An 18,701-nucleotide genomic window follows, 5' to 3' on the forward strand; every position below is an offset into this window, starting at 1 on the left:
TTTTTTTATTCAAACATGTTATAATGTAATGGGTTTATGTAGATTATACCAGTACTTCTAAAGAAAACCATATACATTTAGAATGGCGCTTTTTTTCTAAGTAGAATTCCCTATTTTTGTGAAGCTAAACCATTAAAGCAGTATGAGTCAAAAGGTACTTCTTTCTGAAAAGGAAATAAACATCATACTTCACCGTTTGGCATGTCAACTCCTCGAAAATCACCTGGATTTTAAAGATACCGTTCTTATTGGCATTCAGCCAAGAGGTACTTTTGTGGCTGATAGATTAACAAAAATCTTGAAAGAGAAATATGGCGTAAAAGAAATTAAACTAGGTTTTCTGGATATTACTTTTTACCGAGACGATTTTAGAAGGGGAGATAAAACTCTGGAAGCGACCAAAACTAAAATAGACTTTTTAATAGAGGATAAAAAAGTAGTGCTTGTAGATGATGTGCTTTATACGGGCCGTAGTATACGATCGGCACTAACGGCAATACAATCTTTTGGAAGGCCTTCCGAAATAGAGTTGCTGACGCTTATAGATAGACGGTTTAGTAGACATCTACCTATTCAACCCAATTACAGAGGTAGGCAGGTAGATGCAATCAACAATGAAAAAGTCAAGGTTCTTTGGAAAGAGAACGATGGTGAAGACGTGATATATTTGATAAATAAATAACAATGGCGGAACTGAGTGTAAAACACTTATTAGGAATCAAATATTTAAATGAGAATGACATTCAGCTCATTTTCGAAACCGCCGATCATTTTAAGGAAGTTATCAATCGTTCTATCAAAAAGGTTCCTTCCTTGCGTGATATTACCATAGCGAATATCTTCTTTGAAAACAGTACGCGAACAAAATTATCATTTGAACTTGCAGAAAAGAGGCTATCCGCAGATGTCATTAATTTTTCCGCAGCCCAATCTTCAGTAAAAAAAGGAGAGACCTTAATAGATACGGTCAATAACATTCTGTCCATGAAGGTGGATATGGTGGTCATGCGCCATCCTAACCCTGGCGCAGGAATATTTTTGTCCAAACATGTTAATGCATCAATTGTGAATGCAGGAGATGGAGCTCATGAGCATCCTACACAAGCATTGTTGGATTCCTATTCTATTAGGGAAAAGTTGGGTGATGTAGCTGGTAAAAATGTGGTAATTGTGGGTGATATTTTGCATTCCCGTGTAGCGTTATCGAACATTTTTGCTTTAAAATTACAGGGAGCGAATGTAAAAGTTTGTGGACCAAAAACTTTATTGCCTAAGCATATAGAATCGTTAGGAGTAGAAGTAGAAACCGACCTAAGAAAGGCGTTGAACTGGTGTGATGTAGCCAATATGTTACGTATTCAGAATGAAAGACTGGATATTAGCTACTTCCCCACAACACGGGAGTATACCCAGCAATTTGGAGTCAATAAAAAGTTGCTAAATAGTTTGGACAAAGAAATCGTAATTATGCATCCCGGACCCATTAACCGAGGGGTTGAAATTACGAGCGATGTAGCGGATTCAAAGCAGTCTATTATATTAAATCAAGTAGAAAATGGCGTAGCCATTCGTATGGCAGTAATTTATTTACTAGCTTCAAAAATAAAATAATAAAAGTATGATTTTTGATTCAGACGGTTCTACAACTATCGTTTCTCAAGAAAATGCCACGCTTTCTATTTTCTTGAAAAACTTAAATGAGGCTTATCCAAAAATAAAAAATGACAATATTGTCGTAAATCTTTTTTCCTTTTCAAAACTAAAGGCAGGTGATGTTCTTGAATTTTTGCAACTTTCAGATTTGCATAAAAAATCCAAGAAATCGTTTGTGTTGGTGACCAATAAGGTTTCTTATGATGAGGTGCCAGATGCTATCCTGGTTGTGCCCACAATTCAAGAGGCTAGGGATGTTATTGAAATGGAGGAAATAGAACGTGATTTAGAAATATGATCAACCACCACCTTTCACAAGTTAACATAGCAAGAATGCTTGCGCCTATTGACGATCCCATAATGGCAGATTTTGTTAGTGATCTGGATCGTATTAATGGTATTGCCGATAAAAGTACTGGGTTCGTATGGCGGTTGAAAGGTGAAGATGACAATGCTACGGCATTACGTGTTTTTGAAGATGATTTTCTGATCATAAACATGTCTGTATGGACAACTAAAGAAGCTTTGTTCAATTTTACCTATGCTTCACAGCATGCCGGGGTAATGATGAAAAAGAAAAAATGGTTTCATGCTATGTCAGATATGCACATGTGTCTTTGGTATACGAAAGAGGGGCATATACCAACTCCGGCAGAAGCAAAAGAACGCCTAAAATATCTTAACGAGCATGGCGAGTCTCCGTATGCGTTTAGTTTTAAGGGGCAATTTACAGTTGAAGAAGCGCTGAACTATACGCCCAAGAACTAGAAAAATGAAATTGCATATTCTTGGTTGCTATGCTGCAACACCCCGTACAATGACCAACCCTACTTCTCAGGTGTTGGAAGTTAGAAATCACATGTTTTTAATAGATTGTGGAGAAGGCACGCAAGTGCAATTGCGAAAACATAAAATTAAGTTTTCCCGTATTAACCATATTTTTATTTCTCACTTACACGGTGACCATTTTTTTGGTTTGCCAGGTCTTATTTCAACTTTTCGTTTGTTGGGTAGGGAAAAAGAATTGCACGTATACGGCCCAAATGGAATTAAAGAGGCAATTACCCTTTTGTTAAAACTTGGGGATTCATGGACCAACTACCCCTTATATTTTCATGAACTCACCAGTAAAGAGCCAGAGGTGGTCTTTGAAGACGATAAAATTAAGGTAGAGACCATTCGCTTAAACCATAGGATATATACAAACGGGTTTCTCTTTAAAGAAAAACTGGGCGAACGAAAGTTGAATGTGGAAGCAGTTGCAAAATATAAAGTCGATAAAGCCTATTTTCAAAATATTAAGAATGGGAGAGATGTGGTTTTGGATAACGGTACGGTAATTCCTAATACGGATTTAAGTTTTGACCCTCCAACGCCAAAAAGTTATGCGTATTGTAGTGATACGGCATACAAACCTGATATTGTAGGGCAAATAACAAATGCTTCGACCATGTATCATGAATCTACTTTCTTAGAGTCTGAGGCTCACCTAGCGGAAAGAACAAAGCACTCCACGGCTAAGGAAGCTGCGGCAATTGCTAAAGCGGCCAATATTGGGCAGCTTATCCTAGGGCATTATTCCACACGTTATAAGTCTATTGAACTTTTTAAAGAAGAGGCCTTAGAGGTCTTTCCAAATGTAGAGCTTGCGGATGACGGTAAGTTTTTTGATTTTTAGTCCCTTTACAGCTTTTACATTACCAATCTTTTGCTGAACTTTGATTAAAAGGATTTTAGCAAGAAGACTATGCAAAAAGATTTAGGAGATTACCGAAAGTCATATGAAAAAAGTGCCCTTTTAGAAGGTGCTATTTCAGATAATCCAATGGAGCTGTTTCAGAAGTGGTTCTATGAGACCGAAGCTTCTGATGGGGTTGAAGAGCCCAATGCTATGACCGTTTCTACCATTGGTTTGGATGGTTACCCTAAAAGTAGGGTGGTATTGCTAAAAAAGTTTACCCATGAAGGTTTTATTTTTTATACCAATTATAACAGTGAGAAGGGAAAAGCTATTGCTGCTAATCCTAATGTATGTATATCTTTCTTTTGGCCTACTTTAGAAAGGCAGATTATTATAAAGGGCAAGGCGGAAAAAATTGCGGAGAATTTATCGGACGGTTATTTTGAGTCTCGCCCCGAGGGAAGTAAACTAGGGGCTATTGTCTCTAACCAAAGTGCCGTAATTTCCTCAAGGGAAGTGTTAGAGGATAAGCTCCGGTCGCTTGAGCGGGAATTTGAAGACAAAGAAATTTCACGACCAGAACATTGGGGAGGTTATATAGTAAAACCACAGTCTATTGAGTTTTGGCAAGGAAGACCAAACCGGTTGCATGACCGTATTAGATATTCTTTAATGGATAATATAGATTGGAAGATGGAGCGTTTGGCGCCGTAATCCGTTTTTTTAGTGCCGATAGTACTTTTTTAAATATTTTTAAAACTTTAAATCTTGGTTAAATGAAAACGTTGATAATGGTCAGGCATGGTAAATCTTCTTGGGATTATTCGGTGAGCGACCGAGATAGGCCACTGCAAGAAAGAGGAATTAACGATGCGCTTTTAGTGTCGGATAAATTCAAGTCGGAAGGTAATACTATAGATGCGGTTTTCTCAAGTACTGCAAATAGGGCACTGCATACCTGTATGATTTTTGTACGACAGTTACAGGTTCCGTTGGCATCTGTGAGCTTAACGAATAATCTCTATGATTTTTCGGGAGAGTCGGTTTTTGATTTTGTAACAGCGCTTGATGATTCTTTGGATACGGTAATGATTTTTGGTCATAATCATGCTTTTACGCATGTTGCCAATTCTTTGGGAAATACCTATATTGACAACGTTTCTACCAGTGGGTTGGTACATCTTGTTTTTGATGTAGACAGCTGGAGTTTAGTTGAGAAAGGAACCACGAAACAAACAATTTTCCCGAAAGACCTAAGATAAATGATAAAGACAAAACCGAAGTATATAAATAGAGAGATAAGTTGGCTACGTTTTAATGAAAGAGTGCTTCAAGAGTGTGAGGATGAAAACGTGCCATTAATTGAACGTCTTCGTTTTTTAGGTATTTTTTCCAATAATTTAGATGAGTTTTTTAAAGTTCGTTATGCTACGGTAAAACGAATTTTTGAAGCAGGAAAATCTGGTAAAAGTGTGCTTGGTGGTGAGAAAGCCAAGGATTTACTTGAAGAGATAACCAAGTTTGTAATAGAACAGCAGCGTAAGAGTGTTGAAATTCTTAAGAACATTGAGAACGAACTTGAGGCCCAGGATATATATCTGCTAAACGAAACCGAACTTTCTGAAAAGCAAGGTGCGTTCGCTAAAAAATACTTTACCCAAAAAGTGAGTCCGCAACTCATGACCATTATTTTAAATGATTTGGCGGAGTTCCCAATGCTAAAGGATACTGCAGCCTATTTAGCTGTAAAAATGGTCCTAAAAAGTGATGATCGTACCAAAAGCACGTTTGAGAAAAAAGAGAAGCGCTATGCGTTAATTGAGATTCCTAAAGGTATTGATCGTTTTATTGTTCTGCCAAAAGAAGGGGATAAGAATTATGTCATTATACTAGATGATATCATTCGCTACTGTATGGACAGTGTTTTTCCTATGTTCGATTACAAGTCCATATCCTCTCACATGATCAAGATTACGCGGGATGCCGAACTTGATATTGATAATGATTTGAGTAAGAGTTTTATCGAGAAAATATACTCTAGTGTGGAGCATAGGAAAATTAGTGATCCTGTTCGTTTTGTATACGATAAAAATATAGAAACGGACACACTGGATTTCTTAAAGGAAAAGATGGGTATTGAAGATGCGGATAGCGTCATACCAGGAGGTAGATATCATAATAAAAGAGATTATATGGGCTTCCCCAGTTTGGGAAGAGAAGATTTAATGTATGATAAGATAGCCCCGTTACCTGTAAAAGGGCTTAGCCTTGAGGGGAGTTTGCTAGAGCAAATAGCGGAGAAAGATTATTTACAGTATACACCGTATCATACGTTTTCCTATATATTAAAGTTTTTAAGGGAAGCAGCTCTTGATCCCAAGGTAAAAGCCATTAAAATTACCGTTTATCGGTTGGCCAACGATTCTCAAGTGGCGGCATGTCTTTCTAATGCGGTAAAGAACGGAAAACAGGTAACTTTACAAATAGAGCTTCGTGCCCGTTTTGATGAACAGGCGAATATTAGATATGCCGAAGAACTTCAGGCGGAAGGCGTAAAACTTATTTTTGGCGTACCCGGTTTAAAAGTGCATAGTAAAATATGTATGATCGATCGCGAGGAGAACGGCGTTATGAAGCGCTATGGCTTTATTAGCACGGGTAACTTTAATGAGTCTACCGCCAGAATTTACACAGATTATACTTTGTTTACGGCTAAAGAGCCTATTTTGAAGGAGTTGAACAAAGTATTTGACTTTTTTGAGACTACCTATAAAATCAACAAATACAAGCATTTAATAGTATCGCCTCATTATACTAAATCTTTCTTTGTAAAGCTGATAGATAAAGAAATTGCGAATGCAAATGCGGGTAAGGAAGCTTTTATCAAAATTAAGATGAATAGTTTCACCTCCTATAAGATGATCGATAAATTATATGAGGCTAGCAATGCAGGTGTTAAGATACAGTTGATTGTTCGTGGTATCTGCTGCTTAATTCCGGGAGTTGAGGGAATGAGTGAAAATATTGAAGCGATCAGTATTGTAGATAAATTCTTGGAACATCCACGTATGTTCATATTCTGTAACGCTGGAGATACACGAGTATTTATTTCATCGGCAGATTTTATGACCCGTAATCTTGAAAATAGAGTAGAGGTAGGTTGTCCTATTTATGATGAAGACGTAAAAAAAGAATTGATAGATACGTACGAGATTTCTTGGAACGATAATGTCAAAGCAAGGATTTTCAATGAAGCGCAGGATAATGCATATCGAATAAATGATAAGCCCAAGTTGCGTTCACAGTTTGCGACTTATGATTATTATCTAGATAAATTAGGTTCCGATATTCCCACTACGGAGTAAGGCATAATTTATATTTCAAGTTTTAGGTAATTGAATTGTCTTTACCTAAAACTTGAAATTCTTATCCGTGAATACTTTCTTTACTGCCTAAGTCCTTCATTATTTCAGCCTCGAAATCTAAAAGGGCCTGCCATTTTTCATCAACTTCTGTGCGGTCTCCATATTGTCTTGCAAACTTTAAGAACATGGTATAATGACCTGCTTCGCTCACCATAAGTTTATGGTAAAAATCGGCAAGTTCTTTATCTTCAAGTTCTTCTGATAGTAACCTGAACCGTTCGCAGCTCCGAGCTTCAATTAATGCCGCATACAAAAGACGATGCACCAATTGGGTAGTACGGCTTCCACCTTTTGGAAAGAACTTTATTAATTGAAGAACATACTCATCTTTTCGGTCACGTCCTAAGCTTTGGCCTCTTGCTGTAATTCGGTCATGAACCATTTTAAAATGGGCCATTTCCTCCCGTGAAAGTGCTATCATTTCTTCCACCAACTCTGTATATTCCGGAAAACTTATGATTAAGGATATGGCTGTGCTTGCTGCTTTTTGCTCACAATACGCATGATCGGTCAATATTTCATCTATATTTTTCTCAACAATATTTACCCATCTTGGGTCAGTTGGCAACTTTAAACCTAGCATAATTCAATTTTTCGTAAAATTAGCAAGAATCTTTGTAAACTATAACTTGAATTTAGCATCTTAAATATCATGTTATCCCAAAGAATAATTAGTTTTGTGAATAGTTGTTTTTTTTATGCCCAAAAGGTAAAAGAAAACAGGGTTGTTACCACTTATCAAGAAACCCGAAAAACAGAATATGGAATTAACCAAATTAGACCAAGAACTTCAGTCTTTATTGAGCAGTAATTTAGACCCTGATACAAATTCATGGCTGCATTCAAAACTAGAGCAAATAATTAGTGCTAGTTCAACCAAAGACCTGTACATGACCTATAGCCTATTGGCTAGTAAAATAGATTCGAACACTGTTTTGAATTTAGGTCCTGATACAGATGAAGTGACGGAGTATTTACGTGCACAGAACGCAACAACACTGCAAATAGCGCGGATTTATCTTTTAATAAAGGTCCTGAAGGCAGATGGGGATTTCTTTGTTCCTAAAGTTGCCAATCTTATACAGGTGGCAGATACCTCTGAGCTGGAAACATTCTTGAAGTACCTCATTCTGTTGCCCAATGCCGAAAATTATAAGCAGACCGCAGTAGAAGCTTTGCGGACCAATATTGCTACCATATTCGAGGCAATAAGCATGCAGAATCCGTATCCCGCAATATATTTTAATGATCAACAATGGAACCAAATGTTCCTTAAAGCTGCTTTTATGCAGTTAGATCTTTCTGCCATTTTAAGTATTGATGAGCGAGCGAATAAGGATTTAACAAGAATTATATCTGATTACGCACATGAGCGATGGGCGGCATCTCGTGACATAGAGCCGTTATTTTGGCGGCCTGTTGCGGCATTTTTAGATGATACCCTATTGAAAGATATAGAGCGGTTGTTTGCTAGCGATAATCCTATTGAAAATAAAGTAGCGGCATTGTGTTGCTATAGTTCCCAAGAGCAAAGGGCTAAGGAATTATTGGCAAAGCACCCGGAATTAGAAGCTCAAGTAGCAAATAAAGAAATTACCTGGAAAAATATAAAAGCTTAATATGGAAGATAAAATGATGATAATCGACCCGCATGTACACATGACATCGCGAACTACGGACGATTATGAAGCCATGGCCGCGGCCGGAGTAGTTGCTATAATTGAACCTTCTTTTTGGTTGGGACAACCAAGGACTCAAGTAGGTTCTTTTCAAGATTATTATAGCAGTTTAGTAGGCTGGGAGCCGTTTAGGGCTAGCCAGTTTGGTATTCAACATTATTGTACAATAGGTTTAAATTCTAAAGAAGCGAATAATGAGGCCCTGGCGGAACAGGTTATTGAGCTTTTGCCTTTGTACGTGCACAAGCAGAATGTGGTGGCTATAGGTGAGATAGGTTATGACGATCAAACTCCTGCGGAGGACAAATACTTTCGTATGCAGCTAGAAATGGCCAAAGAATTGGATATGGTCGTGCAAGTACATACGCCTCACCGCGATAAAAAAGCCGGTACTTTAAAAAGTATGGAGGTTTGTTTGGAGCATGGCTTAGACCCTTCAAAAGTTGTTATTGACCATAATAATGAAGAAACGGTTAAAGACGTTTTAGATAGAGGTTTTATAGCAGCGTTTACTATTTACCCAAAAACAAAAATGGGGAACGAACGTATGGTTGCCGTCGTGGAAAAATACGGAAGCAATAATATTATTGTAGATAGTTCTGCGGATTGGGGTGTAAGTGATCCTTTGGCCGTGCCAAAAACAGCAAATCTTATGCTAAAAAGGGGTATAGCAAAAGAAGACGTTGTAAAAACCTGTTACCAAAATGCATTGGACATTTTTGGTTCTAACGGAAAAATGAAAGAGGAGCACTGGCTGAAGCCTAAAGGGGTGAACCAGGCTCAACTTTTTAATGATAATAGTGTGTTAAGAGGGCAAGAGCCAAGGATAGATTCTGATCAGATTACATAATGAATTCTACATTTCTTGGATATGCGCGATTGGCAAGACCTGCTAACTTACCGACTGCAGCAGCCGATATTTTGGCTGGTGTAGCCATTGGTGGTGTTTTTGTGGGTGGTGTTACATTAGGCTTTTTAGGTTCGGAAATGTTTACGCATATACTGTACCTAGTGTTTTCGTCCGTTTTTTTATATGCCGGCGGGGTTATTCTTAATGATGTTTTTGATTTTAAGTTAGATCAAGCAGAACGACCGGAACGTCCTATACCTAGTGGGGTGGTGTCGCTAACCGCTGCAACTCTGTATGGTTCGGTTGCATTGGTTATAGGGGTAATGTTGGCCTTTTTGGTGTCCAATATTTCGGGTGTTGTAGCAGTTGCTCTCGCTTTGGCTATACTTTTGTATGATGGGATTGCTAAAAAATATGATTTTTTTGGTCCATTGAGTATGGGCCTGTGTAGAGGTATAAATCTCTTGCTTGGAATGTCCATATTAGGAGATTTCAATTACTGGTTTATGGCTATTATTCCTATCGTCTATATCTTTGCTATCACGCTGATTAGTAGGGGGGAGGTGCATGGCGAAAACAAAAACCATATTGTATTGGCAGGTGTCCTTTATGGCATGGTAATTTTGGCCGTAGCATCGATAGCTATTTTATATACGGATGCCTTAATATTTTCGTTATTGTTTCTAGTAGTGTTTGCGTTCACGGTCTTTAGGCCTTTGGTCAAAGCCCATTCCGTAAACTCTCCTGAGAATATTAAAAAAGCGGTAATGGCAGGAGTTATATCGCTTATATTATTGGATTCGTCTATCGCTGTTGTCTTTTCAGATTGGTGGTATGGATTAATAATATTGGCATTGTTGCCGGTTTCTAAAGGCTTGTCAAAACTATTTGCCGTTACTTAAGGCCAATTTTATTGGCGTTCAAAACAAATTCGATGTTTAAAACAATAGAACAGAAATTTGAGGTTTCATATCAATATGGCCTCCACTTTACCGAAAACTTGTTCGGTATAAAAAACACCTTATTCAGGGATGTAATCAAGGCTTATAAAAATGAGCCCGTAAAGTTGCTTTTTGTTGTTGATGATGGAGTGGCCGAGGCGCATCCGGAGTTAATAAAAAACATTAAAACCTACTGTTTGCAGTATCAGGAGAATTTGGTACATACAAAAAGTATGTTGGTACAAGGTGGTGAGGCCTGTAAGAATGATGAGAGTCAGGTTGAAGATATTCTAAAAGCGGTTAGTGAATACGCCATTTGCCGGCATTCTTTTGTAGTCGTAATTGGCGGCGGTGCGGTTATTGATATGGCAGGTTATGCCGCGGCAATTGCCCATAGAGGTGTGAAACTTATACGTATACCAACAACGGTATTATCTCAAGATGATTCTGCGGTAGGGGTTAAGAATAGTGTAAATGCCTTTGGGAAGAAGAATTTTATAGGAACTTTCGTTCCTCCGTTCGCTATAATAAACGATACGGATTTTTTAAAAACCTTGGAGCAGCGCGATTGGATATCCGGTATTTCGGAAGCTTTAAAAGTTGCGCTGATTAAAGATGGGGTCTTTTTTGAGTATTTGGAAAAAAATGCACATCTATTAAGAGATAGAAATATGGAAGCTATGCAGTACACTATATATAGGTGTGCCGAAATGCATATGCATCACATAGCTCAAGGTGGAGATCCGTTTGAAAGTGGTTCTTCCAGACCATTGGATTTTGGACATTGGGCTGCCCATAAATTAGAATATATGACCAATTATGCACTGCGTCATGGTGAAGCGGTTGCAAAAGGAATTGTTCTAGATGTTGCCTATGCGCATTTAATCGGTTTGATTAATGAAGCCGATTTAAATCGTGTGGTACGTGTTTTTCAGAATATAGGTTTTGATCTGAGTTTTCCGTTGGCTTTTAAGAAAGAAGTAACGGAGTTGTTAAATGGAATTGAAGAATTCCGGGAGCACTTAGGAGGAGAACTCACTATTACTCTAATTTCGGACATTGGTAAAAAACATGATGTTCATGAAATAGATAGGGAAATCATGAAAAACGCATTGGAGTTGGTAAACGAAATTTCTAAACTTAAAGTAGAGTAGCTTGCGCATAGATAAAAATTTTCAACTTACATATTGTACCAATATCCACCCAGGATTTGATTGGAAGACCACTTTTGACAGTCTTAAGAATCATGTTCCACAGATTAAGCAAAAAGTATCTCCTAGTGAGCCTTTTGGGTTGGGTTTAAGATTGTCTAATAAAGCGAGTGAAGAACTTGCCTTGAGTGGAAATTTAGATGAATTTCAGCAATGGTTAAGTGAGAATGAGGTATATGTCTTTACCATGAACGGCTTTCCCTATGGTAATTTTCATAACGAACGTGTTAAGGATGATGTGCATGCACCAGATTGGACCACTCCAGAGCGATTGATTTATACGAAACGAATGTTTGATCAATTGGCCGCTTTGCTTCCGGAAGGTAATACAGGTGGGATTTCAACATCTCCTGTAAGTTATAAATATTGGCACGCCACGGAAGAGGCAACAAAATCGGCTTTTGAAACGGGTGGCAAAGGTATGGTCGAAGTCGCTATTCATCTGCATAAAATAGAAAAGGAAACAGGAAAATATCTACATCTTGATATTGAACCGGAACCGGACGGTATGTTGGAGAATAGCGATGAGGTTCTTCAATTTTTTAAAGATTATCTATTGCCTATTGGTGAGACCATGATAGGTGATACGTTAGGCTTGGATGTAGAAGATGCGAAGAAATTAATTTACCGTTATCTTACGGTTTGTTATGATATCTGCCATTTTTCATTGGCTTATGAGGAGCCAAAGGAAACTTTTGAAAAATTTGAAAAAGCAGGAATCGCAATAGGTAAAATTCAAGTAAGTGCCGCTTTAAAAATCCTTTCAAATCCATCTGGAAATGAGGAAATATGGAAAGCTTTAGCTCTTTTTGATGAGCCTACCTATTTACATCAAGTTACTGAAAAGGTAGGTGGCAAGGTGAAAACCTATAATGACCTGCCTATAGTTCTTGAGCATAAAAGGGAATTTAAGGAATTACGAGCACATTTTCATGTACCTATATTTTTGGAACGGTTTGGCGCTTTAGACTCTACCCAAGACCATATTCTAAAAGTGATGAAATATTTAAAAGAACACCCTGTTTCTAAACATTTGGAGATTGAGACCTATACTTGGGACGTTCTCCCATCTGCTCTAAAAAAAGACCTTTCGGAGTCTATTATTAGGGAGATTGATTGGTTTGTAGAAAAGTTTTAGAAGATGAAGAAAACGCTAGTGATTAATGTGGTGGGCTTGACCCAGCGTCTTATTGGGGAGCATACCCCATTTATAGAATCCTTTCTAAAAAAAGGAAAATCGGCTTATATAAGTCCTGTTTTGCCAGCAGTAACCTGTTCTGCACAATCCACTTATTTAACAGGGAAAACTCCTGACGAACATGGTATTGTTGGGAACGGTTGGTACTTTAAAGATGAGTGTGAGGTGAAATTCTGGCGGCAGTCTAATAAATTAGTTCAGTCTGATAAACTTTGGGACGAACTTAAAAAAGAAGATGAACATTTTACCGTAGCGAACCATTTTTGGTGGTATAATATGTATTCTTCCGTAGATTATAGTTTAACGCCAAGACCAAACTATTTAGCGGATGGTCGAAAAATACCGGATGTGTATTCGTACCCTCCTGAGTTGAGAGATACGTTGCAGGATGAATTGGGTACTTTTCCCTTGTTTCAGTTTTGGGGTCCTAAAACCTCTATAAAATCGAGTAAATGGATTGCTGATGCAGCTATTCGGACGGACGAGATGCATAATCCCACTTTATCATTGGTATACCTTCCTCATTTGGATTATAACTTGCAACGTCATGGATTGGATTGTGACAAGATTAAAAAAGACCTTAAAGAGATTGATAAGGTAGTGGAGCAGTTGGTAAAGCATTTCCAGGAGCGTAATGCACAAATTGTTTTGCTTTCCGAGTATGGTATAACGGATGTAAACAACCCTATACATTTAAACAGAATCTTGCGCTCTAAAGGTTATATAGCTATACGAGAAGAGCGTGGATTGGAACTTTTGGATGCTGGTCAGAGTAAGGCTTTTGCAGTTGCCGATCATCAAATTGCACATATTTATTTAAATGACCCTTCCGTAAAGCTAGAGGTAAAGGCTTTGTTAGAATCCATTTCTGGCGTGGAAAAAGTATTGACGGGCGATGAATTGCAAAAAGCGAATCTGAGTCATGAAAGAAGCGGAGACCTTGTTGTGGTTGCCGATGCCGATTCTTGGTTTACCTATTATTTCTGGTTGGATGATGCTAAGGCGCCAGATTATGCGCGTATGGTAGATATTCATAAAAAACCGGGTTATGATCCCGTAGAGATGTTGACGGATCCTAAGGATAAATTAGTGATGGCCAAGGTTGTAGCTATGTTGTTGAAGAAAAAAATGGGATTCAGAACGGTAATGAACATCATTCCTTTGGATGCAACTTTGGTAAAAGGTTCGCACGGGAGGATACCGGAAGATAAAGCAGATTTTCCTATCCTAATAACCGATCAAGTCAATGCAAATTTTAATGATGATGTGGAGGCTACGGACGTATATGCAATTCTAAAGGACCATATAACGGAGTAAGTATGAAAATTTTCTTCAAAATAACGGGTGTTGTGTTTGCAATTCTTTTTGCTTGGGGAGCTCTTGTGCAGTATAACGACCCGGACGCCACGATCTGGTATGTAATCTACGGCTTGGCGGCTTTGGTTTCAATTCTTTTCGTGATAAATCGTTTGAGTTTTAAAGTCGCTATTTTCTTTTGTTTGTTGTCTATTATAGGAACTTTCAAACAGTGGCCCGTTCAATTTGAAGGTTTTACAATAGGTGAAGGTGAGATAGAAAATATAGAACGCGGAAGGGAAGCCTGTGGTTTGCTAATTATAGCAATAGTAATGCTTATGTATGCGCTTAGAATCCGTTTTGATAAGCGTGTGCAGCATTAAAGGTCTAAATCAAAAGTTTGCCTAAGCAGGTCTATAGCCGGGTTTTTCTCCCTTAACTTTTCATATTTTTCCTCAGGGGTAAATGCAAACTTCTTTGCTACGGTTTCATTAACCGTGATTTTCAGTTCAATAAAGTAGTTGTTGAGATTTCGTCTTAAATGCTCCATTAAACCATATTGCTCACGCTCAATTTCCTTTTTCATGGTTCCGTTAGGTAGTTCTATCCAAATGATTTTGTCTTGAACTAATTTAGGTACATCTGCATTGAGGTTGGAAGCTAGAATTTTCTTTCCTTCCAAATCGATTTTATCAACAAAATCTGCCCAATGTTTTTGCATTTCCTCTTCTGTAAAAGCATCTTTTGGCAGTTTGCTTTCGTCAATGGTTTCGTCTTTGCGACTAAGCTCGTGTTCTTTTTTTGCTTTTAGGCTAGAAATGGAAAGTCCGGATATTCGTTTTCCTCCGCCTATATTTATTTTCTTTGCTGGTGAGGCTTCGGGTTGAGGAGTGTTGGTTTCTTCTATTCTAGGTTCAGCAACAGCTCTGGTGCTAGGTGCATTTGTGGCTACTTCTTCTTGGTACTGTTGATTTTCCTGTTTTTCAACTGTAGGAGTTGTTTCCGAAGTAGCGGTTTTTGGTTGCTCCTGATTAGCGGGTGTGGCAGTTTGTGCCAGAGCTTTTTCAGGAGAGCTATTTCCTTTAAAAAAGGAAGCAGGTGCTATAAAATCGATAGTAGAACCGTCTAGGACGTCAGATTCAGAATTTTTTTTTTCTGCCTCAAATCCAATCGAAGCTAATTTCATTAAGGTAAGTTCTACCAGCAACCGTTGGTTTTTGCTGGTTTTATACTTTAAATCGCAGTCATTGGCTATGTTTAAAGCTTGAAGTAAAAACTGCATGCCGGTCTTTTTTGACTGCTCCAAGTAATTCTGCTTGGCTACGTCACCAACTTCCAGCAAGTTAATGGTATCTTGATGTTGACAGACCATTAAATCCCTAAAATGAGAAGCTAAACCACTTATAAAGTGATGACCGTCAAAACCGAGTGATAAGGTTTTATTGAACAAAAGGAGTAACTGCGGAATGTTATGCTCAAGTATTAAATCTGTTGCCGAGAAATAGGTGTCATAATCAAGAACATTAAGATTCTCCGTAACTGCTTTTCTAGTTAGTTCCTTTCCTGAAAAACTAACAACCCTGTCAAAAATAGAAAGGGCGTCTCTCATAGCGCCATCAGCCTTTTGAGCTATAATATGCAAAGCGTCATCATCCGCAACAATGCCTTGATTCTCCGCAATATATTTTAAGTATTCTGCAGCATCTTTAACTGTAATTCTTTTAAAATCAAATATTTGGCAACGAGAAAGTATCGTAGGTATGATTTTGTGTTTTTCCGTGGTGGCCAAGATAAAAATGGCATGCTTTGGTGGTTCTTCCAACGTTTTTAGAAAAGCGTTGAAGGCCGATTGTGAGAGCATGTGCACCTCATCTATAATATATACCTTGTACTTACCAACTTGGGGCGGTATGCGCACTTGGTCAATAAGGTTACGAATATCATCTACCGAGTTATTTGAAGCGGCATCGAGCTCAAAAATGTTAAAAGCAAAATCTTCACCTTCCCGTTCCGTTCCATCAGAATTTATCTGTTTGGCCAAGATTCGTGCACAAGTAGTCTTGCCCACACCACGAGGACCGCAAAATAAAAGGGCCTGCGCCAAGTGATTGTGTTCAATGGCGTTAGTTAGGGTATTGGTAATGGCTTGTTGCCCCACAACATCTCTAAATGTTTGAGGTCTATACTTACGTGCCGATACAATAAAGGGTTCCAAAAAAACTTGCGGTTTAGAATTTACTTTAACTCAATACTACAAATATAAAATAAGGAATGGTAAGTGCCTTTTATTTCGATGGGATAAAGTCTTTATTTATCAACAATTGTACTAATTTAGCACGTTAAGCAGGCCGCCTTATCGCTGCCGTGAAAACGGGAGAGGAAAGTCCGGACACCATAGTGCAGCATAGCGGGTAACGCCCGTCGTCCGTTTTACGGAAAGGACAAGTGCAGCAGAAAGTATGTACAGGTAATGCTGTAGTGAAACCAGGTAAACTCTATGCGGTGAAACGTCATGTAAATCGGTGCTTGAGGGCTGCACGCCCGAGCCGAAGGGTAGGCGGTTTGAGACTAATAGTAATGTTAGTACTAGATAAATGATAGGGAGGTCTTTAGGGACTCAACAGAATCCGGCTTATGGCCTGCTTATTTTTTTTTGGTGATTGTTAGTCTTGATTTGGAGCCTCAAAGAAACTAAAAACGCTACTTCCGTATTTTCGTTTTTCAGAAAAATTATCGATATGCGACAAGTCCATATGACTGGCGTGCTCAATTATGACTGCACCGTTGTTATGTAATAGCCCATTTTTGAATACCATTTCGGGTATTTTTTCGAAAGATTCCACAGGGAGGTCGTATGGTGGGTCAGCAAATACTATGGTTGCTTTTTCTCTTGACTTTTCAAGATGGGTAAATACATCACTTTTAAAGGCGACGATGCCCATTTCAAGTGCTTCCGAGGTTTCGGTTATAAATTTCACACATCCATAATCGGCATCAATCGCGCTAATTTGTTGCGTTCCTCTGGAAGCAAACTCGTAACTGATGTTTCCCGTGCCTGCAAATAGGTCCAGGACAACGAGTTCATCAAAATAATAACGGTTGTTCAAAATGTTGAATAAGGCTTCCTTGGCCATATCCGTGGTAGGGCGAACGGGTAATTTTCTTGGAGCCGTTATTCGCTTTCCTTTATGTATACCTGATATAATGCGCATTAAAAAGCGTTTATTACGGTGAAATCAATAGTTTCTTCTGGTTTGTCAATGCCGGGATATTCGGTGAACGATGGGTAAAACATGGAAACATCCTTTACGTAGTTGTAACACAAATCGTAGATATCATCATCCTTTTCAATATCGCCAAACAATTTAATGGATACTGATTCCGCATCAAGTTCTAACTGTTCTAAGGTGAAAAGTAGGTAGTAGAGAAAATCTTCTTTAGTGACAAAATTAAAACTATTGAAGAGTAACAGTTTTTTTGACGCAATAATAGTCACGTCCATTTGGCGTTGTGATGTGTGTATGTAGCACACGGCATTTTTGTTAGGGGTTTGCCCGTTCATTAATGCTTCTACCATAACGGTGCCGTTATGCTTAAAGGTAAATTCACCAAAAAGGTCGTAAATGTAGTTGTTGATGTTTACAAAAGGAACGTAAACATTGTTGATATCAAAACTTTCAAGTTCATCAAAAGCCAAGTGGTCGTTAGCCAATATTTTGGTGTTGAACTTAAGGTAATTGGCCAGTTCGTTTTCGTTGAACAGGGTTTTTGGAACAAGACTAAAAAGGTTGTTTCTGTGTACTACTACAATTTCAGAAAACTGTTCTTGCTCTATTTTATGCGTGGAAAAAAGAAGTTTTAAACGTTTAAGTATTTCATAAGGGGTCAGTTCCTTTGCAAAAACCACTTTTTCGGAATCTAAAATACTATGGGCTACTGTGTCAAAAACACAAAAAGAAAGTCCATTCAAGCTAACTTGAATGGACAGTTTTTTAAAATTCTCCACTGGTTCTCCAGTATTATTTTTGGTCTCCTTTTTTATCATATATAGGGGGCCAGTTTCCGGCAGTACTAACTTCAGTTAAAGAACCTACTTTTATGGATGGTCCGTTTACTTCTTCAACACCAACCTCTGCTTTTTCTTTCTTTAAAAGAGTAGGCTGCTGATCGTATAAAACAACTGACTTGTCAACTTTAGCTTCAAAAACAGGAGCTTTATAATTTCCTTTGGTAAGAACATCGGCCTTCATTTCAAACTTTTCGCCATTTTTAGCAAAAGGTACTTCCATAAGGGTCTTGTAACGATTGTCACTCTTGAAAAGTGAATCTTTTACAGAAACGGTACCTAGTGTATCTATAATTTTCACTTCTTTCAATAAGTCAATCTGGTATGTTTTATCGAATTCCATATAAGAAGAATCTCTTTGCTGAGTAATAGTGTACTCTGCAGTATCGATAAACTTAATCAAACTGTTGAAATCTTTAGCATATCTTCTGTTGACCGTTTTGTAGGCCTCTTGAGCATTTCTAATGTCCTTCAATTTAGCAATAACTTGCCCGAAACGTTGTTCTTTGACTTCGTTGAATTGGATAGGGCCTGTAACTGATTGATATATAAGGTATGCTAAACCTACACAAGCAACCCAAAGTACAATTTGAATTATGGTCTTCATTTCTCTAGTGTTAATTATATTTTAGTGGTTGTCACAAATCTACAATTTTTTTTCAATCGCAAAAGTTTTTCGCCTAAAAATCCTGTTTATCTTT

At 38.1% G+C, this 18,701-nt stretch carries 20 protein-coding genes and 1 other RNA gene; 16 read left to right on the forward strand and 5 right to left on the reverse strand.

Annotation, left to right across the window (positions count from 1 at the left end):
* Nucleotides 1–142: 142 nt before the first annotated feature.
* From pyrR to ppk1, 8 genes are all read left to right on the forward strand, one after another.
* Complete coding sequence (pyrR, locus tag P0077_RS14505) at nt 143–682, forward strand: bifunctional pyr operon transcriptional regulator/uracil phosphoribosyltransferase PyrR (protein ID WP_276165930.1); 540 nt, start codon at nt 143–145, stop codon at nt 680–682.
* Nucleotides 683–684: 2 nt separating this feature from the next.
* Entirely contained in the window at nt 685–1,611 is a 927-nt protein-coding gene (locus P0077_RS14510; protein ID WP_194526467.1) for an aspartate carbamoyltransferase catalytic subunit, read from the forward strand.
* A 7-nt stretch (nt 1,612–1,618) separates the two neighbouring features.
* Complete coding sequence (locus P0077_RS14515; protein WP_276165931.1) at nt 1,619–1,951, forward strand: ribonuclease Z; 333 nt, start codon at nt 1,619–1,621, stop codon at nt 1,949–1,951.
* A complete protein-coding gene (locus P0077_RS14520; protein ID WP_276165932.1) occupies nt 1,948–2,421 on the forward strand; it encodes a DUF3291 domain-containing protein in 474 nt (157 codons plus the stop codon). Before P0077_RS14515 ends, P0077_RS14520 begins: the two co-directional genes overlap by 4 nt.
* 4 nt (nt 2,422–2,425) lie before the next feature.
* Nucleotides 2,426–3,331: a ribonuclease Z gene (locus P0077_RS14525; protein WP_276165933.1), complete on the forward strand. Its 906-nt coding sequence runs from the start codon at nt 2,426–2,428 to the stop codon at nt 3,329–3,331.
* Between the two features lie 69 nt (nt 3,332–3,400).
* Nucleotides 3,401–4,048: a pyridoxamine 5'-phosphate oxidase gene (gene pdxH, locus P0077_RS14530; RefSeq protein WP_276165934.1), complete on the forward strand. Its 648-nt coding sequence runs from the start codon at nt 3,401–3,403 to the stop codon at nt 4,046–4,048.
* A 62-nt stretch (nt 4,049–4,110) separates the two neighbouring features.
* Nucleotides 4,111–4,596, forward strand: a complete 486-nt coding sequence (locus tag P0077_RS14535; protein WP_276165935.1) for a SixA phosphatase family protein — start codon at nt 4,111–4,113, stop codon at nt 4,594–4,596.
* The gene (gene ppk1, locus P0077_RS14540) at nt 4,597–6,699 is read left to right on the forward strand and encodes a polyphosphate kinase 1 (RefSeq protein ID WP_276165936.1); all 2,103 of its coding nucleotides are present in this window, start codon (nt 4,597–4,599) and stop codon (nt 6,697–6,699) included.
* Between the two features lie 61 nt (nt 6,700–6,760).
* On the opposite strand, the gene P0077_RS14545 is transcribed toward ppk1, so the two are convergent.
* Complete coding sequence (locus P0077_RS14545; RefSeq protein ID WP_276165937.1) at nt 6,761–7,342, reverse strand: MiaE family protein; 582 nt, start codon at nt 7,340–7,342, stop codon at nt 6,761–6,763.
* Between the two features lie 178 nt (nt 7,343–7,520).
* Between P0077_RS14545 and P0077_RS14550 the strand changes: the two genes are divergently transcribed.
* The 7 genes from P0077_RS14550 to P0077_RS14580 are packed head-to-tail and all read left to right on the forward strand — an operon-like array spanning nt 7,521 to nt 14,317.
* Entirely contained in the window at nt 7,521–8,378 is an 858-nt protein-coding gene (locus P0077_RS14550; protein WP_276165938.1) for an EboA domain-containing protein, read from the forward strand.
* A gap of 1 nt (nt 8,379) precedes the next feature.
* A complete protein-coding gene (locus tag P0077_RS14555; RefSeq protein WP_276165939.1) occupies nt 8,380–9,288 on the forward strand; it encodes a TatD family hydrolase in 909 nt (302 codons plus the stop codon).
* Nucleotides 9,288–10,190 (forward strand): UbiA-like protein EboC, encoded by a 903-nt coding sequence (gene eboC, locus P0077_RS14560; RefSeq protein ID WP_276165940.1) that lies wholly within the window; start codon nt 9,288–9,290, stop codon nt 10,188–10,190. Before P0077_RS14555 ends, eboC begins: the two co-directional genes overlap by 1 nt.
* 32 nt (nt 10,191–10,222) lie before the next feature.
* Nucleotides 10,223–11,383, forward strand: a complete 1,161-nt coding sequence (locus tag P0077_RS14565; protein ID WP_276165941.1) for a 3-dehydroquinate synthase — start codon at nt 10,223–10,225, stop codon at nt 11,381–11,383.
* A gap of 1 nt (nt 11,384) precedes the next feature.
* The gene (eboE, locus tag P0077_RS14570) at nt 11,385–12,578 is read left to right on the forward strand and encodes a metabolite traffic protein EboE (protein WP_276165942.1); all 1,194 of its coding nucleotides are present in this window, start codon (nt 11,385–11,387) and stop codon (nt 12,576–12,578) included.
* Nucleotides 12,579–12,581: 3 nt separating this feature from the next.
* Nucleotides 12,582–13,955, forward strand: a complete 1,374-nt coding sequence (locus P0077_RS14575) for an alkaline phosphatase family protein (protein WP_276165943.1) — start codon at nt 12,582–12,584, stop codon at nt 13,953–13,955.
* Nucleotides 13,956–13,957: 2 nt separating this feature from the next.
* Nucleotides 13,958–14,317: a transmembrane 220 family protein gene (locus P0077_RS14580; RefSeq protein WP_276165944.1), complete on the forward strand. Its 360-nt coding sequence runs from the start codon at nt 13,958–13,960 to the stop codon at nt 14,315–14,317.
* Here the strand turns inward: P0077_RS14580 and P0077_RS14585 are convergent.
* Nucleotides 14,314–16,149 carry a DNA polymerase III subunit gamma/tau gene (locus P0077_RS14585; RefSeq protein WP_276165945.1) on the reverse strand — a complete coding sequence of 612 codons (1,836 nt, stop codon included), beginning with the start codon at nt 16,147–16,149 and terminating at the stop codon, nt 14,314–14,316. The two genes, P0077_RS14580 and P0077_RS14585, sit on opposite strands and share 4 nt — an antisense overlap.
* Before the next feature lie 125 nt (nt 16,150–16,274).
* On the opposite strand from P0077_RS14585, the gene rnpB reads away from it, so the two are divergent.
* Nucleotides 16,275–16,584: RNase P RNA component class A (gene rnpB / locus P0077_RS14590), an RNA gene on the forward strand.
* A gap of 13 nt (nt 16,585–16,597) precedes the next feature.
* Here the strand turns inward: rnpB and P0077_RS14595 are convergent.
* The 3 genes from P0077_RS14595 to P0077_RS14605 are packed head-to-tail and all read right to left on the reverse strand — an operon-like array spanning nt 16,598 to nt 18,607.
* A complete protein-coding gene (locus P0077_RS14595; protein WP_276165946.1) occupies nt 16,598–17,146 on the reverse strand; it encodes an RsmD family RNA methyltransferase in 549 nt (182 codons plus the stop codon).
* Entirely contained in the window at nt 17,146–17,979 is an 834-nt protein-coding gene (locus P0077_RS14600; RefSeq protein ID WP_276165947.1) for a DUF3822 family protein, read from the reverse strand. The genes P0077_RS14595 and P0077_RS14600 overlap by 1 nt, the downstream gene beginning before the upstream one ends.
* Nucleotides 17,954–18,607 carry a hypothetical protein gene (locus P0077_RS14605; RefSeq protein WP_276165948.1) on the reverse strand — a complete coding sequence of 218 codons (654 nt, stop codon included), beginning with the start codon at nt 18,605–18,607 and terminating at the stop codon, nt 17,954–17,956. Before P0077_RS14605 ends, P0077_RS14600 begins: the two co-directional genes overlap by 26 nt.
* Nucleotides 18,608–18,701 lie beyond the last annotated feature (94 nt).

Origin of the sequence: Zobellia alginiliquefaciens (genome assembly GCF_029323795.1) — a bacterium.
Classification (GTDB): Bacteria; Bacteroidota; Bacteroidia; order Flavobacteriales; family Flavobacteriaceae; genus Zobellia; species Zobellia alginiliquefaciens.